Origin of the sequence: Aeromonas ichthyocola, assembly GCF_046087985.1 — a bacterium.
Classification (GTDB): domain Bacteria; phylum Pseudomonadota; class Gammaproteobacteria; order Enterobacterales; family Aeromonadaceae; genus Aeromonas; species Aeromonas rivipollensis.
Map to the genome: position 1 here is coordinate 310,300 of NZ_JBJSWH010000003.1, position 19,521 is coordinate 329,820.

At 59.5% G+C, this 19,521-nt stretch carries 28 protein-coding genes and 2 pseudogenes; 26 read left to right on the forward strand and 4 right to left on the reverse strand.

Annotated elements, in window-relative coordinates; genetic code table 11:
- The first annotated feature begins 8 nt into the window (after window positions 1-8).
- The 12 genes from ACF2JD_RS10195 to ACF2JD_RS10250 all read left to right on the forward strand — a co-directional run bounded on the left by ACF2JD_RS10195 (window position 9) and on the right by ACF2JD_RS10250 (window position 8,097).
- A complete protein-coding gene (locus tag ACF2JD_RS10195; RefSeq protein ID WP_440987339.1) occupies window positions 9-443 on the forward strand; it encodes a phage regulatory CII family protein in 435 nt (144 codons plus the stop codon).
- 13 nt (window positions 444-456) lie between these two features.
- Window positions 457-909 carry a hypothetical protein gene (locus tag ACF2JD_RS10200; protein ID WP_440987340.1) on the forward strand — a complete coding sequence of 151 codons (453 nt, stop codon included), beginning with the start codon at window positions 457-459 and terminating at the stop codon, window positions 907-909.
- Window positions 910-974: 65 nt separating this feature from the next.
- The gene (locus ACF2JD_RS10205; protein ID WP_234570379.1) at window positions 975-1,154 is read left to right on the forward strand and encodes a hypothetical protein; all 180 of its coding nucleotides are present in this window, start codon (window positions 975-977) and stop codon (window positions 1,152-1,154) included.
- Window positions 1,155-1,165: 11 nt separating this feature from the next.
- Window positions 1,166-1,426 carry a helix-turn-helix domain-containing protein gene (locus ACF2JD_RS10210; RefSeq protein WP_440987341.1) on the forward strand — a complete coding sequence of 87 codons (261 nt, stop codon included), beginning with the start codon at window positions 1,166-1,168 and terminating at the stop codon, window positions 1,424-1,426.
- Window positions 1,427-1,610: 184 nt separating this feature from the next.
- A complete protein-coding gene (locus ACF2JD_RS10215) occupies window positions 1,611-2,066 on the forward strand; it encodes a hypothetical protein (protein ID WP_440987342.1) in 456 nt (151 codons plus the stop codon).
- Window positions 2,063-2,320 (forward strand): hypothetical protein, encoded by a 258-nt coding sequence (locus ACF2JD_RS10220; protein WP_368229848.1) that lies wholly within the window; start codon window positions 2,063-2,065, stop codon window positions 2,318-2,320. Before ACF2JD_RS10215 ends, ACF2JD_RS10220 begins: the two co-directional genes overlap by 4 nt.
- On the forward strand, window positions 2,317-4,584 hold the full coding sequence (locus tag ACF2JD_RS10225) for a replication endonuclease (RefSeq protein ID WP_440987343.1): 2,268 nt from the start codon (window positions 2,317-2,319) through the stop codon (window positions 4,582-4,584). The genes ACF2JD_RS10220 and ACF2JD_RS10225 overlap by 4 nt, the downstream gene beginning before the upstream one ends.
- 201 nt (window positions 4,585-4,785) lie before the next feature.
- Window positions 4,786-5,718, forward strand: a complete 933-nt coding sequence (locus ACF2JD_RS10230; protein ID WP_440987344.1) for a lipase family protein — start codon at window positions 4,786-4,788, stop codon at window positions 5,716-5,718.
- 163 nt (window positions 5,719-5,881) lie between these two features.
- Complete coding sequence (locus tag ACF2JD_RS10235) at window positions 5,882-6,454, forward strand: hypothetical protein (protein WP_440987345.1); 573 nt, start codon at window positions 5,882-5,884, stop codon at window positions 6,452-6,454.
- Between the two features lie 88 nt (window positions 6,455-6,542).
- Complete coding sequence (locus ACF2JD_RS10240; protein WP_440987346.1) at window positions 6,543-7,241, forward strand: DUF4365 domain-containing protein; 699 nt, start codon at window positions 6,543-6,545, stop codon at window positions 7,239-7,241.
- A gap of 77 nt (window positions 7,242-7,318) precedes the next feature.
- Window positions 7,319-7,600, forward strand: a complete 282-nt coding sequence (locus ACF2JD_RS10245) for a hypothetical protein (RefSeq protein WP_440987347.1) — start codon at window positions 7,319-7,321, stop codon at window positions 7,598-7,600.
- A gap of 86 nt (window positions 7,601-7,686) precedes the next feature.
- Window positions 7,687-8,097, forward strand: coding sequence for a GNAT family N-acetyltransferase (locus ACF2JD_RS10250; protein WP_440987348.1), 411 nt, complete (start codon window positions 7,687-7,689; stop codon window positions 8,095-8,097).
- A 52-nt stretch (window positions 8,098-8,149) separates the two neighbouring features.
- Here ACF2JD_RS10250 and ACF2JD_RS10255 read toward each other — a convergent pair whose 3' ends face one another.
- From ACF2JD_RS10255 to ACF2JD_RS10265, 3 genes are read right to left on the reverse strand one after another with little or no spacing between them, the layout of a single operon-like run.
- Window positions 8,150-8,401 carry an ogr/Delta-like zinc finger family protein gene (locus ACF2JD_RS10255; RefSeq protein WP_042067783.1) on the reverse strand — a complete coding sequence of 84 codons (252 nt, stop codon included), beginning with the start codon at window positions 8,399-8,401 and terminating at the stop codon, window positions 8,150-8,152.
- Window positions 8,402-8,459: 58 nt separating this feature from the next.
- Window positions 8,460-9,476 carry a phage portal protein gene (locus ACF2JD_RS10260; RefSeq protein ID WP_440987349.1) on the reverse strand — a complete coding sequence of 339 codons (1,017 nt, stop codon included), beginning with the start codon at window positions 9,474-9,476 and terminating at the stop codon, window positions 8,460-8,462.
- A complete protein-coding gene (locus ACF2JD_RS10265) occupies window positions 9,473-11,287 on the reverse strand; it encodes a terminase ATPase subunit family protein (RefSeq protein WP_440987350.1) in 1,815 nt (604 codons plus the stop codon). Before ACF2JD_RS10265 ends, ACF2JD_RS10260 begins: the two co-directional genes overlap by 4 nt.
- 175 nt (window positions 11,288-11,462) lie before the next feature.
- Between ACF2JD_RS10265 and ACF2JD_RS10270 the strand changes: the two genes are divergently transcribed.
- The 10 genes and pseudogenes from ACF2JD_RS10270 to ACF2JD_RS10315 all read left to right on the forward strand — a co-directional run bounded on the left by ACF2JD_RS10270 (window position 11,463) and on the right by ACF2JD_RS10315 (window position 18,056).
- A complete protein-coding gene (locus ACF2JD_RS10270; protein WP_440987351.1) occupies window positions 11,463-12,335 on the forward strand; it encodes a GPO family capsid scaffolding protein in 873 nt (290 codons plus the stop codon).
- A gap of 9 nt (window positions 12,336-12,344) precedes the next feature.
- Window positions 12,345-13,394: a phage major capsid protein, P2 family gene (locus ACF2JD_RS10275; RefSeq protein ID WP_440987352.1), complete on the forward strand. Its 1,050-nt coding sequence runs from the start codon at window positions 12,345-12,347 to the stop codon at window positions 13,392-13,394.
- 3 nt (window positions 13,395-13,397) lie between these two features.
- The gene (locus tag ACF2JD_RS10280) at window positions 13,398-14,123 is read left to right on the forward strand and encodes a phage terminase small subunit (RefSeq protein ID WP_440987353.1); all 726 of its coding nucleotides are present in this window, start codon (window positions 13,398-13,400) and stop codon (window positions 14,121-14,123) included.
- A gap of 116 nt (window positions 14,124-14,239) precedes the next feature.
- The gene (locus ACF2JD_RS10285) at window positions 14,240-14,713 is read left to right on the forward strand and encodes a head completion/stabilization protein (protein ID WP_440987354.1); all 474 of its coding nucleotides are present in this window, start codon (window positions 14,240-14,242) and stop codon (window positions 14,711-14,713) included.
- Window positions 14,710-15,234, forward strand: a complete 525-nt coding sequence (locus ACF2JD_RS10290; protein WP_440987355.1) for a phage tail protein — start codon at window positions 14,710-14,712, stop codon at window positions 15,232-15,234. Before ACF2JD_RS10285 ends, ACF2JD_RS10290 begins: the two co-directional genes overlap by 4 nt.
- On the forward strand, window positions 15,231-15,917 hold the full coding sequence (locus ACF2JD_RS10295) for a phage virion morphogenesis protein (RefSeq protein WP_218291360.1): 687 nt from the start codon (window positions 15,231-15,233) through the stop codon (window positions 15,915-15,917). The genes ACF2JD_RS10290 and ACF2JD_RS10295 overlap by 4 nt, the downstream gene beginning before the upstream one ends.
- A 4-nt stretch (window positions 15,918-15,921) precedes the next feature.
- Window positions 15,922-17,036: pseudogene (locus ACF2JD_RS10300) on the forward strand (DUF2586 domain-containing protein).
- Window positions 17,037-17,039: 3 nt separating this feature from the next.
- The gene (locus ACF2JD_RS10305) at window positions 17,040-17,495 is read left to right on the forward strand and encodes a phage protein (RefSeq protein WP_440987356.1); all 456 of its coding nucleotides are present in this window, start codon (window positions 17,040-17,042) and stop codon (window positions 17,493-17,495) included.
- Window positions 17,496-17,504: 9 nt separating this feature from the next.
- A complete protein-coding gene (locus ACF2JD_RS10310; RefSeq protein ID WP_440987357.1) occupies window positions 17,505-17,852 on the forward strand; it encodes a TraR/DksA family transcriptional regulator in 348 nt (115 codons plus the stop codon).
- A pseudogene (locus tag ACF2JD_RS10315) lies at window positions 17,734-18,056 on the forward strand (phage holin, lambda family). Before ACF2JD_RS10310 ends, ACF2JD_RS10315 begins: the two are co-directional and overlap by 119 nt.
- 196 nt (window positions 18,057-18,252) lie before the next feature.
- On the opposite strand, the gene ACF2JD_RS22595 reads toward ACF2JD_RS10315, so the two are convergent.
- The gene (locus tag ACF2JD_RS22595) at window positions 18,253-18,516 is read right to left on the reverse strand and encodes a hypothetical protein (protein WP_456305324.1); all 264 of its coding nucleotides are present in this window, start codon (window positions 18,514-18,516) and stop codon (window positions 18,253-18,255) included.
- Window positions 18,517-18,532: 16 nt separating this feature from the next.
- Here ACF2JD_RS22595 and ACF2JD_RS10325 point away from each other — a divergent pair, with 16 nt between their 5' ends.
- Genes ACF2JD_RS10325 through ACF2JD_RS10340 form a run of 4 tightly spaced genes read left to right on the forward strand, consistent with a single transcriptional unit; the run spans window position 18,533 to window position 19,515 of the window.
- Window positions 18,533-18,946, forward strand: a complete 414-nt coding sequence (locus tag ACF2JD_RS10325) for a hypothetical protein (protein WP_440987518.1) — start codon at window positions 18,533-18,535, stop codon at window positions 18,944-18,946.
- Window positions 18,843-19,073 carry an Rz1-like lysis system protein LysC gene (lysC, locus tag ACF2JD_RS10330; protein WP_440987519.1) on the forward strand — a complete coding sequence of 77 codons (231 nt, stop codon included), beginning with the start codon at window positions 18,843-18,845 and terminating at the stop codon, window positions 19,071-19,073. The genes ACF2JD_RS10325 and lysC overlap by 104 nt, the downstream gene beginning before the upstream one ends.
- Window positions 19,070-19,330 (forward strand): putative phage tail assembly chaperone, encoded by a 261-nt coding sequence (locus tag ACF2JD_RS10335; RefSeq protein ID WP_218291356.1) that lies wholly within the window; start codon window positions 19,070-19,072, stop codon window positions 19,328-19,330. The genes lysC and ACF2JD_RS10335 overlap by 4 nt, the downstream gene beginning before the upstream one ends.
- A 41-nt stretch (window positions 19,331-19,371) precedes the next feature.
- Entirely contained in the window at window positions 19,372-19,515 is a 144-nt protein-coding gene (locus tag ACF2JD_RS10340) for a DUF6890 family protein (protein ID WP_440987358.1), read from the forward strand.
- The last annotated feature ends 6 nt before the right edge of the window (window positions 19,516-19,521 follow it).

Sequence of the window (19,521 nt, forward strand, 5' to 3'; positions counted from 1 at the left end):
AACCTCGCATGTTTACCGAATACGCCAGCAAACATCCTCACTGGATCAGCGCCTGCCAGCGCTTTGCGGCCAGTCACAACATGGCCGAGATCGCCCAGCGGGTCGGCATGAACCCGCAGCTCCTGCGCAACAAGTTAAACCCCGATCAGCCCCATGAACTGACGGTGGCTGAGCTAATTGCCATCCCCCAGGCAGAACGGGCCCCTTCCCTGCCTCATCAGGCCATCGATCTGAACGCCAAGATCGCCAGCATTGGCCAGCGAGCCCTGGAGCTGACTGACCGCGGTCGGATCACCCGCTCGGAGCGCAACACCCTGGTGAGCGTGGCCACCTCGGCAATGGGATCGCTCGCCATCTTGATCCACGACATCGAGGCCCGCTTTCAGGCGGTGCCCGCCCTGGCCTGTGCATCAGACATCCTGATGCAGGCCACGACCATGTGAAGGGGAAACCACCATGCAACGCATTGACCACGAACAACGCAATCTGGCGGGCCTGACGCCCACCGAGCAGATCGCCATGAACACCGCCGGCTGCCTGCTGCTGCGCGAGCTGTTCGGCAAGACACGTTCCAGCCTGGACACCGACTGGCTGGCACTGGGCCAAGCCAAGAAAGCGGCCATCTGTGCCATCGCCCGCCAGTCGCGGGGCGAACTGATGACCGCCACCCTGTCAGCCCTGCCCCATGCACAACGTGAGGCGATCAGGCTGGCGGTGATCGCACTGGAGTATCAGGGGGAGTTTCGCGGCGGCTGTGACAGCAAAGTCTGGCACCCGGCACTGAGTACCAGACCCATCAGGGATATCGAGAGGGAGAAGAAAGAGAGAGCGGCAAGGCTTCGCTTGAAGCGCGCCGTGCTGGCAGCAAGCCAGATGACCGGGCAAGGCCCACGCCCTATCGGGCAGTAAAAAGCCCGCATAACGGAGCGGCAACTCCAAGCGGGCCTTTATCAACAACGTATGAGGAAGTCGACATGGCAACTTTAGCGATCCCCTGCGCCCTGCGCAACCTTCGCATCCAGCAACGCAAGCTGACGGGCCGCTATGGCACCCGTCTTAGCCAACATCCTGACGGGGTTGCGCTTATGGAACGCACCACCGCACTGGCTTGGGCTTCTCTGTTCAGCCGCATCACCCCCTGCACCCTTTCATAAGGAGCCTGACCATGAACGCACAACCAACCCAGATCAACCAGCTCAACCACCATGCGGCCAAGCGCCTGCGCCAGTTGCGAGAGCAGTTGAAGCTGAGCCGTCCCAAGTTTGCCGATCAGCTCGGCATTCCTCCTACCACGCTCAAGAACTACGAGCTGGGATACCGCGAGATCGGCGGGGGCTTGTTCCTGCTGATCGCCAATCACCCGGAGCTGAAACATCACTGCGACTGGCTGCTGACCGGTATCGCCACGCCGGAGGGGCTGGCATGAGCCGGATCTTTCATCCCGTATCGGAACAGGAGGCGCTGGCCCGAGCGGCAGAGCTGCCCCTTAACCTCGCCAGATTAACCCGTGTGCGTTTGCGCGGGCCGGAAGGGCGCAACCTGCGTGCCCAGGGCAAAACCAGTCAGGGTTGGCACCAGCTCTTTGTCAGCCTGAACCGGAGGACCTGCCCATGAGCGACGCCATCAAGATTGCCCGTCAGGCGCCCAAGCTCATCGAGGGGCTGCTGGCCGACATGTTCGCCGCCAGCGCCGAAGATAACCGCATCGCCCTGGGCGGGGTTTACTCCGGTCAGCAGTACATTCAGATCCAGCTGGTCGCCACCTGCAATCCGGCCGCCCTGCTGGATGACGACAGCGGTGAGGACGATGACGAAGAGGGGCCAGCCATGGCCCCGACTCATGGCCCGCTGGTCACTCACTGGCTGGCGGCCCGCGCCGAGTTTATCGCCGCCGGAGGCGAGGCCTGGGGGGATAGAGACATCTCCCGGGAGCTGCTGGCGCTCGGGGCCGTGCGATCCGTCTATTGGCTGGCGCTGGGTCAGGGTGAAACCGCCCTGGCCCGGGAGATTGGCGACTGGTGGCGCGAGTGCGCCCCGCTGCACGGACAAGGTGAGGTGATCCAATGACTCATCACCTGCAGCAGGAGCTGGCCAGCCTGATGCACCGCTGGCAAGAGACCTATCGGGAAGACGCAGCGCGGCTGCGTCTTTATCAGAAGGAGCTGGCCAATGCGCGCCGACTGCCTGCTCGCCCCCGGGCCAGTATCACGCTGCTGCTGCGCCAATGCGCGGCAGCTCGCCGCATGAAAGCCCATGCGCAGCAGACCATCCAGGGCTGCCAATCCCGCATCACCTTGTTGTCCGGTACCGCCATCCAATGAGTCGAACAGCCACCCGGTTGCCGCTGTCGAAAAGGACACTGCGGCAGCGTATCGATACTCTTTCCAATGCAATGCCCGGCGTCAATCTTGACGCCGCTTTCATTGGCACACCCGGTCAATCTGATCTGGCGTGGGCCGTGCAACTGCTCGATGGCCTCTCCCCCCAGCTCAGCCTGACCCTGTTCAAGCAATACGTGCGTCGCCGAAAAGATGGCAGCACCCGCCATGCACGCAATGGCAACATCTGGCTTCGCGAACGTACCAAGCTGGTGCGCGGCCTTATTCAGGCCCTGCCAGTGGATCCACAGGCCCTGCGCGATGAAGAGAGCCGCAAGCGGGTGGCGCACCAGTTCGCCAACCAGACCGCCGCTATCTGGCACAACATCGAGCAGGGCATCAAAGCCGGCGATGAGCCGGATCTGCTGCTGGCATGGGAGGTCATTCGCCAGCCTGCCGACCAGTGGGGCTTTGTAGGGGAGTTGCCCGAATTCAAAACCGAGGAGGTGCGTGATAACTGGATCCTGAGCGTGATGGTGCGCCTGCTCTCTGCCAAGTGGTGGGAGAAGCGGATCAACCGCACCTGGGACCGACTGCAGGAGCACATCAACATCGTGCTCGGCAAGGTGCGCAAGGGGGTGTCGGCTTATGTGTCGAACGCCACCATGAAGGTGGTGCGCGAGCGCAAGCGGGCCATGATGCGTTGGCTGGCAGAGTCGGAGGTGATGAACGAGCAGCATGACCTGGTGATCTCGATGAAGGATTGCTGGGAGGCCAGCAATGCCAACCCGGTCAACCGCCGCAATGAGATGATGGTGCGGATGCGCGGCTTTGAGGACTACGCCGAAGAGCAAGGGCATGTGGGGGTCTTCTTCACCTGGACGGCCCCTTCCCGCTTTCATGCCTGGACACAGAAGCACGACGGTAAGACCGTAGAGAACAAGCGATATGAAGGGGCAACGCCGCGGGAAACCTGCGCATATTTGGCCAAGCTGTGGAGCCTGACCCGGGCCGCGCTTAAGCGGGCTGATACCCCCGTCTACGGTTTTCGGGTGTGCGAGCCGCACCACGACGCCACCCCACATTGGCACATGTTGCTGTTTATGCGTCCTGCCGACAAATGGCGGGTGATCAGCACCCTGCAACGCTATGCCCTCACCGATGATCATCAGGAGCTGGTGCGCGAGATCCAGGGGCGCCCGCCCTTCACCGACATAAAACCCCGCTTTGACTGGAAGGAGATAGACCCGGCCAAAGGGGACGCCACCGGCTACATCGCCGCCTATATCGCCAAGAACATCGACGGCGAGCATGTGGATGGTGATCAGGAGTCCGACACCCCTGCTGATCAAGGGGCTCAACATGCATGCGCCTGGGCCAGTTGGTGGGGGATCCGCACCTTCCAGCAAATTGGCGGCGCCCCTGTCGGGGTGTGGCGCGAGCTGCGCCGCATCAGCAACGCCAAAAAGCATGGCGATCTGGTGGGCCCCCCCAAGCCGGTGTTGCAAGACCCACGCTTTGAGGCCGCCCGCTTTGCCGCTGATAACGGCATCTTCCGCTGCTACCTGCAGGCCATGGGCGGCGCCCTGGCGACCCGGGCCGAACACCCCATCAAGTTGGCCCACCTCATCGAGGAGCAGGCCAACGTTTACGGCGAAGACATCAAGCGCCTGATGGGCCTGCACACCGCCCGCCTGGGTGTACGCACCCGTTTGACCGGGTGGGAAGTGGTGCCTGCCGGCACATTTGAGGCCACTAAGGCCGCCGAGGGTTCGACTTGGGGTGTTGGGGTTAAGTCGGGCGACAGCCCGGCTCCTTGGAGCTCTGACAATAACTGTACGCTACCGGATCCTGATACCTTCACAGACCAGATCATGAGGGAACAATGGGGGTTATCGCCCTTCTCTATCGAGCGTTTGCAGGCTGGCGCAAGTATCAGCTCGGACGGTTTCACCCTTTGGCTAGAGAACGGACAGCTGCAGTCGTGCCGATCGTTACCAAGCGAACCAGATTGGCTGCCGGAGGGACTACAGCCAGCCGAACAGGGCCAGCGGGGTGAATACGCGGTACCGGAAGGAGATACGGACTGGCCAATGCTGGTTGAGCTATGCGGCGAGGTCTACCAGGCACAAGGCCACGCCGGGGCGCACCGCTGGATCGAGATGCTGCCGCAACCCTATCAGTCAGAGATGTGGCGAGTGCTGGAGGGGCTGGACGTGCCGGAATGGCTGCAAGAACAGAACGACTACAGCGAGGAGTGGACATGAACAGCAAGCAGATCGTCAGCTGGGGAAAAGGGAGGTCAAGCGAATACGTCTAGACAATTGACATATGTTAGTAATATTATGATTTTGAAGTGAATTTTCTGTGGCATCTACAGAATTTATACGGTGTTATATCGATTCCTATATAAACTGATTAATACCGTCTTCCATCTAGTCACTGTTAGTTTTACATATAGAGGCAGCATGAAAATCTCAGAAAGCTTGCATCATTTAAAAAAAATATTTGCGAGCATAAATAATTGGGATGAAGATATTTTTTGCTATAACAAAGCTTTTGTATGTAGTGTTATGTCTCAACTAGCGTATTGCCACGTTTCAGACTATGAATTAGAGAATACGGATCATGTAAACTTGATACCCTCGAGTACATTTGCGCAAATAATTGCTGGTGATCAAACTGTCACACTCAATTCAATAATGCGTAATCTAGATATTGAAGCACCGATTATTATTGAAAAAGCAGCTTCTGTAACAGTAGCCATTAAATATGGTGACGTGATTTTCATTTCTATGCGAGGTACAGAAAATGCTAATGACTGGAAAAAAAATCTCAATTGTAAAAAAATAAAATCAACTAGATATGCCCCATTGCACCTCAATGTTGAGCTGCATAAGGGATTCTATTTCGAAGTTCTTTCCTGCATTGACCAACTATTTAATGAGCTGAAAAAACGAAATTGGATTAATAATACAATCTATATAACAGGCCACTCATTAGGTGGAGCTTTAGCTGCAATTACCTTTGCTCTACATGATTGTCATTGTCATTTTTTTAAAATTAGACATCCACTTCGTCAAGATAAACGCCCAAAAATAACATCATGCTATACATTCGGCATGCCTAGATGGGGCAATGACATTGCCGTAGAGTACTTTCGAAATCCCTATCACCTATTTGTTAGTAATGATCCTGTCCCATCTATTCCTCCGAAAGTCATGGGATATGAAAATTGTTTACATCAATACTCTTTAGATGAACAAGCCTTTATTTATGTAGACTTCTCCTTAAGTAAGCTACAAAGGGTTAAAGAAAGTGCTAAAGCTTTCATAACTAACAAGAAAAAGATTGACCATATGATAGAAAGCTATGTTGAGCGCATCTATCTTCGAAAGTAAAACTAACAAACTGTTCAAGAGTGATTCGCAATGCGTAGCATTTTTACTATGCGTTGGTTTTAGTGTGTAAGGTGGCATGCGGCGGCTTTTGTATTGCGTTGTTCCTCCCTTAACATAGCGCCAGACTCTGGCACGGAATATCGCCACTACATTGGAGGAGAAAATGGAATTATTCCAGCAAAATTGGACACTAATCAACAGCAACTTTTGGGTGTTCGCATCAGTTGCCGTCTTGTTCTTTAGCTTGGGGTGGGGCGCTGCACGCCTGCTTTATGGCGAACGCCTTGAAATACTAAAAGCCAAAGCTGAAGGCCAAAAACCAAAGACTGCAATTCTCACCGGAGGCGGTTCGTTTGATTATCCCGTCACCGGTCGTCATGGCCGTAATCTGCTTTCTAGTGCAACTCATGAGGTTCGGACAAATGAGCCGATTTCTCTAAGAGCAGAAATTCCCGCTCAATCAAGGCTGCATCTCGTACTACGAGGTCTTGCACCCGTATGTATTGAGGATGCACACGGTGGATGGGGATACTCTCTGGCAGGAGTTACTAATTGGGTCGCTGGCGATTACCACCAAGACACGCAAAAGGCAGAGCAACACTTTGACGCTGAGTCTGGTACCGCTGAACTCAAGTTGTACCTTTACCGGCAAGGGGAGCTGACTATTGAGGCCTACGAGGGCACTGATCAACGCCCTACATGGAGCAAGGTCGTCAAGGTAAGGTCCACGCCTTAGCCCGCATCGGCCATTGCTTAGCAATTCATTGTCGCCGACGCCTTCGGCGCTGCTTAACTCAGGCATTAGATATTTTGAGAAGAGATTAATGGGACTTATCAAGAAAGAGAGCACCGTAACAGAGCGAGAAGGTATCAATTACGTACGTACAGTAATTGAATCTGCTAATTGTATTTTCCATGAGATACACCAAGAAAATGATTATGGTAATGATGCATTTTTGGAGCTTGTAGAAAATAATAATGTAAGAGGTATAACACTTGCCATTCAGATAAAATCAGGAAAATCCTACTGCTCTTCTTCTGAATGCAAAATCCCAGCAAGTAAAAAACATTTTGAGTATTGGCGTGATCATTCATTACCAGTAATTGGCATTGTCTATGATCCTGATGAGAAGACGGCATATTGGTACAATATTAAGCATTTTTTAAAATCCAATCCAGACCGAGTAAGGGAAGGCCCATATACAATTCATTTTCTTAAAAAAGAAATCAACAAAATCACTAAAAATGACTTTGTTGATTTCTTTCTCCCTATTTTTCTAAATAAACCAATACAGCTGGAGTTCGAAAGAGCTGTACGCTTTGCTGAAAATCCTGATTTTCACATTCACTCGATCGGAATTCATGCATTAATGCAGGGATACAGAGATATACATGACACTTGGGACATATTTTTTAATCTTTTAAGAAATAGGCCAGCTGAAGAAACAGACAGAAATTTAATTTATTTTATTGCTCACATTCCCGGTCATCACGATATTTTTGGCATAAAGGAAATGTTTTAGATGAAAACATTAAAAAAGAGCTTAAAAACAAATTAAGCGAACTAAACAAAGGTGATGTGATACGACTATTTTCGCTGATGGATGAAGATGACTGTTTTGAGCGTGGTAGTCTAGGTCAAAGCATTGAAGCCATTATCTCTACAATAAATGATAAGATGAACATTCTGTCTAGCATAGCAAGTGATCTCACACTTGCTTCTAACGTTAGAGATAGTGCCTCAATTTTGTTTGCATACTACGGCCAGGAAAGTGTAATAGAGGAACTAAAAAAAATAGCTAGTCAGGATACAACCCCGGGAAGATGGGCACCTCAATTAGTAGAACAATTACAACGGGAAGGTTATGTTTACCTTTATTGAGGTCACACCTAACAATCCCATCCATCCGGCGCAAAAATACGGTGCGGTGGATAGGGGAGTGAGGGCACAATGCATATGGATCGTGAATGATGAGTATCACTAAGATCGACACCCTAGAGTCAGTGGAGAACCTCTATCTCCGAGAGCGGGCTGAAAGAGCAAGGAGCGGCAGATCGAGAGAGTTTGTTGCCAAAATTGATGGGTGTGAGGCCGGCCTCCTCTCTTATGAAGACTGGAGCGATCAATCGCTAGGCTTCATCTACGAAATATTTGTTCTTCCTGAATATCGTGGCCAAGGCTTAGGTCGTGGATTGCTCTCATACGCGGAAGAATTAGCAAAAGGGCTTCATTGCACCAGCATTCGATTAGAGCCATATGCTTTTGATCGCACTCTGGATTCAGAGTGGCTTGTCTCATGGTATGCAAGGCACGGCTATATGCAAAAGACTGATGACTTAGCAAAGATGGAGAAAAGCCTTGTCGGAATACGCCCCTAACAATTCCGTCGAGAGGGACGGCCCCTCACGTAAAACTAAACAATTGGGGGCGCTATTGCGCCCCCAATCCTTTCAGTACCAACTGCCGGCCCTCTGGCGTCAGCGAGCCCATCAAGCTCAACACCAGCTGGTTGGTGGTCTTGGCTGAGGGGCTTAGGGTGTGGGCGAACGACAAGGTGGCTACCCAGCTGTGGCCGCACTCAGCATCGGTGCACTGGCAGTAGAGATCCGAGACATCATCGCTCAGTCGGTTGGTCTTGGTAATGCGACCCCGCTGGCCACACACTTTGCAATAAACCCGCATTACGCCCCCTTTTCTATCCAAATCAACAGCCTATCTTGCCACAGCAAATACTGTTTGTTTATACAGTTGAACCGATATTCTCCCGAAAATCGACCCAGAGGGAGCGAGGGAGTCCCGCGCTGTTGATGGCATCCTGGATAAGCTCGCACAGCGGCAGCACCTCGTTGCGGGCATAGGTGGCATCGTACTTCTCGGGGTCCCCGAGCCCTCCCCCGCCATTGGTCGGGATAATGCCAGCCAGCGCCGCCGGGAAGCGATGGGATGTCAGCACATCCTGGGCGGTGATCCCCTTGATAGCCGCGAACTCATCCTTGGTCGCAATGTCCCCCACCGGGATCAGCTTGATGCCATCGGGCTTGCCGTCCGGGATGTTGACGAACATGGAGCGAAAGTTCCCCACGCCCTTGCTGCTCGCGATCATCTCCTTCATGTCCTCCTCGGTGTCGTCGTCCATGTTGGGATCGGTGGCGTAGAAGATGAACCCCATGTGGGCGCCGTTGAGGAAGTATTTGCGCCGAAACAGGGTGGCGTCCTGGTTGAGCAGGGCCGACTGCAGGCCGCCCAGGTAATCAGGAATGCCATAGACCTGCTGCTCGGGATCGTACTGGGCCAGCCAGATCACATCCTCCGGTCGGTAAATCAGGTTTGGCTTGCCCTGCTGCAGATAGACAAAACAGCCATCCTCGCGCCGGCGCAGGTAGACGCTGGAGAGCGGGTGCAGCCCCACCACCTGGCCAAAGCCGTTGCGAATTTTAAGCAGTCCCGCATCCCCAAACTGCAGGTAGTTGTGCACAAACGCCGTGATGGTGGCGCGCTGGTTGGTGAAGCGGCCGGCGACCATGTTGCGCCGGGCCATCAGGATGGCGCCGTGGTGGGCGTTGGCCCGCGCCACCTTGGCCAGTCCCTTGCGCTCGATGGGGGGCTGGTAGTATTCCCCATAGGGGTTGTAGAACACCCCGGTGTAATCGGTCATCCAGGCGGTGGGATCCACCGCCTCCGGCATGCTGAACGCCACGGCACCGCGGTGGGATGAGGTGGCCACCTGGGCCGGTTGGGATTTGTGTCGCTTGGTCATGCTGCCTTCTTCTCCTGGCTGGTTGCCCAGGTGGATTTTCGTCTGCGGTGGGTATCGAGGGGCTCGTTGGCCACGGCGTGGGCGATGGCAAAAAACACGTCGGCGTGACCAGTCACATTGTCGCGGGCGGCCCGGAACGTCATCTGGCCGCCGCCGGTGGTGCTGCGCTTGATGGCGAGGAAGGCGAGCGGGATGTCCCGATCAGAGCTGTCCCACTCGATGCGGTTCGCCTCCACCACGTCGATCATCTTGAGCACCAGCCGCGACTTGCTCTCGATGCTGTAGTTGATGGGGTGGCACACCCCTTTGAAGACCGGCTTCAAGAGGTCAAACACCCCGGCGCCGATGCCGGAGACATCGACCCCCAGATATGTGACCCTGAATTTCTTGGCGATGCGAGTGATCTCCTGCGCCTGGAACTGGAAGTTGAGCCCGCGCCAGTAGTGCTTCTCCAGCACCCGGAACCGCTCGCCGGCGACTGTGGGCGGGGCGACCACCACCAGGGTGGCGTTGTCGCGGGTGCGGCTCGGGTCGTATCCCAGCCACACCTCCCGCCGCCCGAACGGATCGGGCCGCCCGGGCTTGTAGTCCTCCCATCGGGTGGGGTCCACCCCTGCCCGCTCCATGTCCTGGAACTTGAACACCGACAGGGCATCGTCGATAAAGCGGCACATGTAGAGGCGGTCGAACACCTCCTCCGGGTACTCGTCTTTGAGCTCCTCGATGTCGATGAGGTGGCAACCGAGGCGAATGGCATCTTCGATAGTGATGACATAGCGCCACTGCCTGTCAGGACAGACGCGGCCGCCGTCGCGTAGGTCATCTTCGCCCGGGAAGTCGATGGCAACCCGGCTCGGGCGCTGCCCCTTCCAACGCTCCCCGGTCCAGAAGCGGTACGCCTCGTGTACCTTGCTCGACGGGGTCGAGAAGTAGGTCTTGCGCCAATGGCTCTGGGTCGCCATGGCACTGGCCACGTCCGAGAGCTTCTCGAAGTTGGGGATCCAGAAGTATTCGTCGATGTAGACGTTACCGGAGCGGGACTGAGCGCTGTTGGAGTTGGTTGAGCAGAAATGCAGCTCGGCGCCGTTCGACAGCACGATGGGGTTGCCGGTCAGGGTAACGCCGAGGAAAGTCTGGGCAATCTTGCAGATGTAGGAGCGGAACACCTCCGCCTGGGCCCGGGTGGCGGACAGGAAAATCTGGTTGCCGCCGGTCAGCACCGCATCTTCCAGTGCCTCGCCGGCGAAGTAGTAGGTCATGCCGATCTGACGGGACTTGAGGATGTTACGGGTGCGCGGCAGCGCCGGGTCGTTCTTGGCCTCCCGCACCCGCAACTGATAGCCAAACAGGGTGCCCAGCCACTCGGTGAAGTCGGCCTCGGTCAGGTGGCCGATCTCGTTCTTGGCCTTCTTGCCGCCCTTGCGACTGCCGCCTGCCTGGCGGCTTTGCTCACGCTTTCCACGGCTGGGCCCGGGTTCATGCCCTTGCTCACGCTGGATCTTGAGGGCCTGCTCGCGCTCGGCCCACTTGAGCGCCTTCTCTTTGAGGCTGACATGGTGGCCGATAAGTCGGTCCAGCTCCTCCTGCTCGCCCGGGGTTTTCTTCTCCCGATGCAGCAACACCTGCACACGGCGAGCGATGGCATCCTCCACTGCCTCTTCGGTCAGCAGGTCACGCCAGCCGAGCTTTTCGGCCCAGTAGTAGATGATGCGACAGGAGTTGAGCCCCAGTTCGTCCTTGATCTCCTGGGGTGTCCATCGTTTAAGGTAGAGTCCCTTCGCCGCATTGCGGATCTCTTCGGGGTACGCCACGGCGCCTCCATCCGGTGAATGATGGCGCCATCATAGCCAGCCCCCTCCCCCCACTTATCCCACTGATGTTCTGAGCAATTCGGATTTCCTGCTGGATCCGAATCCCGCCGAACACCATAGCGTGAAACCCCCTTGCCGACCCGATAGCCTGAGCCCGCATCACTTGGGAGCAGGCATGAACGAATCAACCTTGAGAACTGGCTGGGTCTGTATCGCCACCGAAGGCAAAGCGGTGGACGGGCGGGACATTACCCGCGACTGGCTCACCGACATGGCCGAGACCTACGACCCGACCTATTACACCGCCGTCATCTGGCCCGATCACGATCGCTGGTCCAGCTACGGCACCGTGCAGGCCCTCAAGACCGAAGAGGTGGATGGCAAGCTCAAGCTGTTCGCCATCCTCTGCCCGAATCGGGATCTCATCTACTACAACCAGAGCGGCCAGTATCAGTTCTGCTCCATCGAGCCCTTCGAGAACTTCGCCGATCTGGGCCGCACCTACCTGCTGGGCCTCGGCGTCACCGATGAACCGGCCAGCATCGGGACCACCCATCTCAAGTTCAGCAAGAGCAACAAGGGGCAGGCCGTAGGCACCAGCGAGCCGCTGGACCTCTCCATGTTCAAGCTGCCCAAGCACGAAAAGGCCGATGGCCTGATCGCCAAGTTTTTCAGCTTCCTGGCCAGCCACGGCGAGCAAGCCCCCCAATCACCCCCCAGCCAACCCGAGGATGAGGAAATGACCAAAGAACAGTTCGATCAGATGCTGGGGGCCCTCAATGGCCTTGGCACCAAGATCGATGGCTTCAGCGCCAAGCTGGACACCAACCCCGCGCCCGATCAACCCGCCACCACAACCACCGAACCCGACAAGGTGGAAGAGAAGCCCGGCATCAGCGCCACGCAGTTCAGCAAGCTGGAGCAGACCCTGGCCAGCCTGACCGACAAGTTCGGCGAGCTGAACGGCAAGATCGACCAGTTCTCCGTCGAGAGACCGGGCCAGCGCCCGGGCGCCCTCGGCGGTGATGATACCCCTGCAGTCTATTAAGGAGCGACCGTGAGCCAGACCCTTACCGTCCAGGCCATGCAGCGCCTGGAGCAATACAGCAATGCCCTGGCCAAGGCCTACGGCATCCCCGTCAACGCCCTGGCCAAACAGTTCAGCGTCACCGGCCCGGTGGAAACCGGCCTGCGCGCCGCCCTGCTCGCCTCCGTCGAATTCCTTGGCCTCATCACCTGTCTGGATGTGGACCAGATCAAGGGTCAGGTGGTGCAGGTCGGCATCGGCAAGCTGTTCACCGGCCGCAAGAAGAACGGCCGCTTCAACGGCAAGATCGGCGTCGATGGCAACACCTACGAGCTGACCGAGACCGATTCCTGCGCCTCGCTGGACTGGGCGACCCTGTGCGTCTGGGCCAACGCCGGCAGCGAGGGCGAGTTCCTGCGCCTGGTGGGCGATTTCATCAACAAGGCGTTTGCCCTGGACATGCTGCGGGTCGGCTGGAACGGCGTGGAAGCGGCCGCCGATACCGACCCTGCTGCGCACCCGCTGGGGGAAGACGTCAACAAGGGCTGGCACCAGATCGCCCGCGAGTGGAACGGCGGCAGCCAGATCATCAAGGCCGAGGCCGGCAAGAAGATCTACTTCGACCCGGACGGCAAGGGGGATTACAAGACCCTGGACGAGATGGCCTCGGATCTTATCAACACCACCATCGATCCCCTGTTCCGCCAGGACCCGCGCCTGGTGGTGCTGGTCGGTACCGACCTCATCGCTGCCGCCCAGGCCAAGCTCTACAGCGAAGCCACCAAGCCGAGCGAGCAGATCGCCGCCCAGAAGCTGGCAGAATCCATCGCCGGGCGCCGCGCCTACATCCCGCCCTTCTTCCCGGGCAAGCGGATGGTGGTGACCACCCTGGACAACCTGCACATCTACACCCAGCGCGGCACCCGCAAGCGCAAAGCAGACGATAACCAGGACAAGAAGTGCTTCGATAACCAGTACTGGCGCATGGAAGGCTATGCCCTCGGCGAGCACCTGGCCTATGGCGGCTTTGAAGAGGCCGACATCGAGATCGGCGCCGCGCCGGCGGCTCCCGAGGCCTAAGCCATGAGCTCACCCGGTCAACGTCACAAGCAGCGCGTGCACGCCGTGCAGGGGGCCCAGCAGGCCGCCAGCTCAGGCGTCGCCACCGGCGCGGTGGCCGACAGCCTGCACCTGCAGCTGATTGCCCTGGAGCAGGACATGGTCCGGTTGCGCAAGCTGGCCCGCATCGGGGATCGGGTGAACATGAAACGCGATGAGCTGATGCCCAAGTACCGCCCCTATGTGGAGCGCTATCTGGCTGCCGTCAGCGAGTCCGGCCAGCCCTATCAGAACGAGCTGTTCCAGAGCCTCATCATCTGGGCCTTCGATGTGGGCGACTTCGACGCCGGCATTGCCTGGGCGGATCTCGCCATCGCTCAGGGCCAGCGCACCCCGACCAACATCAAGCGCGACTGGGCCCACTTCGTGGCCGACACCGTGCTGGAGTGGGCCGAAAAGCAGGCGGCCGAGGGACATGCCGTCGAGCCCTGGTTCTCCCGGGTGTTCGACAAGGTGCGCAATGACTGGCGCCTCAACGAGCGGCTGACCGCCAAGTGGTTCAAGGCCGCCGGTTGCCTGCTGCTGCGCGACCACGACGGCCAGCCCCGCCCGAGCGCCGTGGGGGACAGCGCCACCCTGGAACAGGCCGACCACTGGCTGGCCCAGGCCGACAAACTGCACGGCAAGGTTGGCGTCGGCACCTTGCGCCAGAAGATTGCCATGCGCCTGCGGGCGCTCAATCCCGAATAACGAACCGACTCTCCGCGCCGTCGCACCCCGGCGCGAATGCCATGAGCAGCCTCTGGCTAACTCAGCGGCAATTGCGTGGCAACAGGGGTGCACCTTTTCAACCAGCGAGGCAAGCCATGTTTGCAGGCAAGGACATCGACTACAGCGCCGCCACCATCCGCAATGACGGGTTCTGGCCGGATGTGGCCGTCGCCGACTTCGAGCGCCGCCGCGCCCTGCCTGCCGATCTGGACCAGCAGACCACAGGCGCCGCCTTGCTGGCCGCCGTCTCCGAGATCAACCTGCAGCTCGCCAGCCACCAGGCCGCGCTGCAGGCCAAAGGCTATACCAGCGCCGCCGCCGTGCCGGGTCCGAGCCTTAACGATGGCGCTGACTCTGGCAGAAACGCCCTGACCGAACAGTACCTGGCCGCCGTCTTCGCACGGGCCAAGGCGGCCTTGCTGCCGGAGTTCGCCAGCGTCACCGAGCGGGCCACCGCCAACAACCAGGTGGAGCGCTCCCCGGACCAGCGCGCCCAGTTACTGGCCGAGAGCCAGCAACTGGTGCGCAGCATCAAGGGCAAGCACCGGGCGGGAGTGTCGCTGATATGAGCGCCGCCATGAACGAGCAGCAGGCCCAGGGCTACTTCCTGCAGGCACTCCACGCCGAGTTGTTGCGGGTGCTGCCGGCCAAGTGCCACAAGCGCCTGGATAGCTGGATGGAGAACGGCACCATCAAGCTCGAACCCAGAAACATGGGGCCCACCGGGGTGGACGTGGCCTGGCTCACCTATCAGGCGGTGTTCACCATAGAGCAACTGCCGTTTCGGGAGCTGGATCCGGCCATTCTGCTGGCGGCCGTCGCGGCCTGGGTGCAGGAGCACGACGAGGTGCGCGGGCAGCTCGACCTGCCCGATCCCGAGTACGCCGTGACCCCGAACGACGAGCAGACGGCCGACCTCGAGATCCAGCTCCCCTTCGCCGAGCCGCTGCGTCTTATCGAGCACCCGCAAGGGCCCATCAACTGGCTCGGCAAGCGCTGGAACGTGGCTCCCTATGACATCTGGGTGGCCGAGCAGATTGACCTGAACGTGGGTGATTCCGGCGCTCACCAGGTGGGTGGCCTCTCATGATCACCATCACCCTGGACACCCGTCGCAGCAAAGACCAGCTCAACCTGCTGGCCCTGCCGCCCAAGCAGCGCAAGCGCCTGGTATGGCGCGCCGCCAACGAGATGAAGAAGCTGGCCGCCCGTCACGTGCGCCAGCAGCAAGACCCCAACGGCAATGCCTGGGCCCCTCGCAAGCGGGGCAAACGCAAGATGTTGCGCGGCCTGCCCAAGCTGCTGGTGATCCACGAGCCGCGCCAGGACGTGGCCGAGGTTGGGTTCAAGAAAGGCACCATGAGCGCCCACGCCGGGGTCATCGCCAACACCCATCAGAAGGGGCACACCTACAAGGTGACGGCCGCCAGTCGCCGGCGCATCGCCCCCAGTGAAGGCGGCAAGCAGAAGCAGGCCACCAAGGCCCAGGCCCGCAAGTTGCGGGAGCTCGGGTTCAAGCGCCCCGGTCAGCGCAAGCGCTCATACCGCTCGGCCTCGCTGGGCTGGATCACCGGCCACCTCAACTACGCCCAGGCGGGGTTGCTCATCAAGAAGCTCAAGGACGAACCGGCGGCCGAGAGCTGGGAAATCCATCTGCCGGCGCGCCCGTTCCTGGGCGCCAATGCCAGACAGCGGCAACAGGCCTTCGCCCGCGCCCTGCAGAGCATCGATTACGGCTGGGACGTCAACAAGCAAGACATGAAGGGGAAATAACGGCATGTGGCCTTACGTACAGATCAACAACTTGAACCAGATGCAGGGGCCGGTGACCGAGGTCGAGCGCCACCTGCTGTTCATCGGCAGCGCCGCCAGCAACACCGGCAAGCTGCTCTCCCTCAACGCCCAATCCGACTTTGATCAGTTGCTCGGTACCGCGCGGACAGCGAGCTCAAGGCCAACCTGCTGGCCGCCCGTGATAACGCTGGCCAGAACTGGTCGGCGGCGGCCTATGTCCTGCCCACCGACAAGCCCTGGCTGGACGCGGCCCGCGACGCCCAGCAGACCCAGTCGTTTGAAGGGGTCGTGGTGCTGGGGCAGGAGTGGGACCAGGGGGCCATCAACGCCGCCCACGCCCTCAACCAGGAGCTGATCGCCAAATGGGGGCGCTGGCAGTTCATGCTGCTGGCCGTGCCGGCCATCGCCGACGAACAGGACTGGTCCACCTACGAGGCCGAGCTGGCCACCCTGCAGGACGGCATCGCGGCGAGCTCGGTCTCCCTGATCCCGCAGCTTTGGCCGACCCTGGCTGGCGCCTACGCGGGCCGCCTGTGCAACCGTGCGGTGAGCATCGCCGACAGCCCCTGCAGGGTGAAGACCGGTGCCCTGCTGGGTCTTGGCAACAAGCCGGTGGACAAGGACGGGATCCCGCTGCCGCTGGCCACCCTGCAGACCCTGGAGGCCAACCGCTATTCGGTGCCGATGTGGTACCCGGACTATGACGGGATCTACTGGGCCGATGGCCGCACCCTGGACGCCGAGGGCGGCGACTACCAGGTGATCGAAAACCTGCGCATTGCCTACAAGGTGGCGCGCCGGATGCGCCTGCGCGCTATCGCCCGCATTGGGGATCGCTCGTTCAACTCCACCCCGGGCAGCACCGCCGCCGCCATCACCTACTTCGGCAAGGATCTGCGGGAGATGGCCAAGGCCACCACCATCAACGGCCAGCCGTTCCCGGGCGACATCGCCTCCCCCCAGGATGGCGACATCCGCATTCAGTGGGTCGCCAAGAACCTGGTCTCGGTGTTTGTGGTGGTGCGCACCGTGGACTGCCCCAAGGGGATCACCGTCAACATCATGCTCGATTTGAGCCTCAACAATGGGGAGGGCTAACCCATGACCCGTCGTATCTCCGGTGCCAGCTTTGACACCACCCTCCTGGGGGCCATGGTCCACATCGAAAAGGCCAGCCTCTCCATCACCGACAACAGCGCCGTGGCGCAAACCCGGGGGATCCCGGACGGTTTCGTCGATGGCGATGTCGCCGCCGAGCTGGAGTTCGAGCTCGACACCAAGAACTTCTCGCAGTTGGCCGACGCCGCCAAACGGGCCGGTAGCTGGCGCGGAATGGAGCCGGACGACGTGCTGTTCTACGCCGACACCGGCACCGAGACCATGAAGGTGGAGGCCTTCGGGGTGAAGCTGCTGGTCTCCGACCTGCTCGACATCGATCCCAAGGGGGGCAGCAAGAGCGTGCACAAGGTGAAAGGCTTTGTGACCTCCCCCGACTTCGTTCACCTCAATGGCGTGCCTTACCTCTCCAAGGAAGACACCCGCCACCTGCTGGGTTAAGGGGGACGCTTGGACGACATCGACCGCGCCACCCGCCACGCCGCCCGCATGCTGGCGGTCCAACTGGCCAACCAGGTGGGCAAGGGGCACTACCAGGGGGAGAGCCTGCACCAGTGCGAAGAGTGCGACGACGACATCCCCGAGGGGCGCCGCCGCCACGTACCCGGGGTGCGCCTGTGCGTCCCCTGCCAGACCCGCCTTGCGACGCGGGCAATAACGAGAACGGGATATGAACCCTATGCCGAACAAAGACCCCACCCTCTGGGCCGCCCTGATGGCCTGGCTGATGGACAACTGGCCCGCCGTGTCCGGGGCATTGCTGGCGCTGAGCATCTCCTTCATGCGCATCACCTATGACGGCGGCAGCGGGCGCCGCCGCCTGATCGAATCCACCCTGTGCGGCCTGATCACCCTGGCCGCGGCGTCGGGCACCACCCTGCTCGGCGTCCCCTATGAGGCGGCCCCGTTTATCGGTGGCGTGGTGGGGCTGCTTGAGTGGACATCATGCACGAAAAGGCCAAGACCGTGCTGAACAAAAGGGGGAACAACGATGCCGCGTAGTCACTGCCACCCGCAGGTGGCCGCGTTTCTCGACATGCTGGCCTATGCCGAAGGCACCAAGGGCCGGGGTGATGACGGCTACAACAAGCTGGTCAATCCGGCGGGGTTCTTCGGTGACTACAGCACCCACCCCAATGTGTCTGTCATCGTCCGCCCCGGACTAGTCAGTACCGCCGCCGGCCGTTATCAGTTCCTGTCAAAGCACTGGACCCACTACCGCGACCAGCTCGGGCTGCCGGACTTTGGCCCCGCGTCGCAAGATGCCTGGGCTATCCAGCTTATTCGCGAACGCAAGGCGCTGGACGATGTGCTTAAAGGACGAATCCCCCAAGCGGTGGCCAAGTGCGCCAACATCTGGGCCAGCCTGCCGGGGGCCGGTTTCGGCCAGCGCGAGCACCAGCTGGCCGACCTGCTGGCCAAATTCACCGAGTTCGGCGGGGTCTGGCGCGAGCACCTTCAAGGCACTGCTCTCCAATGTGCTGCTGGTCCTGGTGCTGGTGATTGGCTGCTTGCTGTTTGCCCAGGGGGAGCTGCTCACCCAGCGCACCAGGGAGCTCGCCACCGCCAACGAGACCATTACCACCCTGCGAGAGGCCAACGACCAGATGGGCACTGTGCTCAAGACGCTGCGACAAGAAGACAGCGCCCTGCGCCAACTGCTCGACCACCAGAACGCTTCATTGGCCGAACTCGACAGCCAGAACAGGAAGACCACCGATGACCTGCAACAAGCCCTGGCCACGCCGCCGGCGGGCCGCCCGGATTGCGCTCGCGAGCCTTTGCCTGCTGGCGCTCTGCGCCTGCTCCAGCCAACCCACGACCGTGGTGCAAACCCGGGTGGTCAAGCGGCTACCACCGCCGGGACTGGTGCCCCACTGCCCGGAGCCTGAATTCACGGGGAGCACCTACGGCGATGCCGTGCGGTTTATCCCCATCCTGCAGACGGCGCTGCGCCGCTGCCAAACCCAGATTACCACCCTGAACAACTGGATAACCCAAGAGGACACAACCCCATGAGCAAGACCCTGACCCTGACTGTGGCCGGTACCGACATCAGCTTTGAACCGACCATGACCGCCTACAACGGCTTCATCAACGACATGATGCCGAGCGACAAGGTGGCGCCGGCCCACAACTACCTCAAGAAGATCGTCTGCCAGGAGAGCAGGGCCGCACTGGATGAGCTGCTCAAGCGCCCGGGCGCCGCCCTGCAGTTGGCGGGCGCCATTAACGAGCAGTTCGCCCCCACCCTGGAGATCACCGTAAAAAACTGACCGCGCGCGCCGAGGCCATCGAGCGCAATCAACTGGAGCAGGTGCTGGCGCTGCGGCGCTACTACCTGCCCCATGAAGAGGACGACCTCGACAGCCTGGCTCGCGCCATCTGGTTAGACAAACAACACCGGGAGTCCAACGCCGCCGCCGTGGCCGAGGGCATTACCAAAGCACTGAACGGGTAACGACTG

Coding starts and splice junctions, on each gene's coding strand:
- ACF2JD_RS10245 (WP_440987347.1), top strand. CDS start 7,319: ATGGATGAAGATGACTGTTTTGAGCGTGGTAGTCTAGGTCAAAGCATT.
- ACF2JD_RS10290 (WP_440987355.1), top strand. CDS start 14,710: ATGAGCGCCGCCATGAACGAGCAGCAGGCCCAGGGCTACTTCCTGCAG.
- ACF2JD_RS10240 (WP_440987346.1), top strand. CDS start 6,543: ATGGGACTTATCAAGAAAGAGAGCACCGTAACAGAGCGAGAAGGTATC.
- ACF2JD_RS10285 (WP_440987354.1), top strand. CDS start 14,240: ATGTTTGCAGGCAAGGACATCGACTACAGCGCCGCCACCATCCGCAAT.
- ACF2JD_RS10210 (WP_440987341.1), top strand. CDS start 1,166: ATGAACGCACAACCAACCCAGATCAACCAGCTCAACCACCATGCGGCC.
- ACF2JD_RS10295 (WP_218291360.1), top strand. CDS start 15,231: ATGATCACCATCACCCTGGACACCCGTCGCAGCAAAGACCAGCTCAAC.
- ACF2JD_RS10230 (WP_440987344.1), top strand. CDS start 4,786: ATGAAAATCTCAGAAAGCTTGCATCATTTAAAAAAAATATTTGCGAGC.
- ACF2JD_RS10270 (WP_440987351.1), top strand. CDS start 11,463: ATGAACGAATCAACCTTGAGAACTGGCTGGGTCTGTATCGCCACCGAA.
- ACF2JD_RS10255 (WP_042067783.1), bottom strand. CDS start 8,401: ATGCGGGTTTATTGCAAAGTGTGTGGCCAGCGGGGTCGCATTACCAAG.
- ACF2JD_RS10225 (WP_440987343.1), top strand. CDS start 2,317: ATGAGTCGAACAGCCACCCGGTTGCCGCTGTCGAAAAGGACACTGCGG.
- ACF2JD_RS10280 (WP_440987353.1), top strand. CDS start 13,398: ATGAGCTCACCCGGTCAACGTCACAAGCAGCGCGTGCACGCCGTGCAG.
- ACF2JD_RS10195 (WP_440987339.1), top strand. CDS start 9: ATGTTTACCGAATACGCCAGCAAACATCCTCACTGGATCAGCGCCTGC.
- ACF2JD_RS10200 (WP_440987340.1), top strand. CDS start 457: ATGCAACGCATTGACCACGAACAACGCAATCTGGCGGGCCTGACGCCC.
- ACF2JD_RS10215 (WP_440987342.1), top strand. CDS start 1,611: ATGAGCGACGCCATCAAGATTGCCCGTCAGGCGCCCAAGCTCATCGAG.
- ACF2JD_RS10250 (WP_440987348.1), top strand. CDS start 7,687: ATGATGAGTATCACTAAGATCGACACCCTAGAGTCAGTGGAGAACCTC.
- ACF2JD_RS10260 (WP_440987349.1), bottom strand. CDS start 9,476: ATGACCAAGCGACACAAATCCCAACCGGCCCAGGTGGCCACCTCATCC.
- ACF2JD_RS10205 (WP_234570379.1), top strand. CDS start 975: ATGGCAACTTTAGCGATCCCCTGCGCCCTGCGCAACCTTCGCATCCAG.
- ACF2JD_RS10335 (WP_218291356.1), top strand. CDS start 19,070: ATGAGCAAGACCCTGACCCTGACTGTGGCCGGTACCGACATCAGCTTT.
- ACF2JD_RS10235 (WP_440987345.1), top strand. CDS start 5,882: ATGGAATTATTCCAGCAAAATTGGACACTAATCAACAGCAACTTTTGG.
- ACF2JD_RS10220 (WP_368229848.1), top strand. CDS start 2,063: ATGACTCATCACCTGCAGCAGGAGCTGGCCAGCCTGATGCACCGCTGG.
- ACF2JD_RS10305 (WP_440987356.1), top strand. CDS start 17,040: ATGACCCGTCGTATCTCCGGTGCCAGCTTTGACACCACCCTCCTGGGG.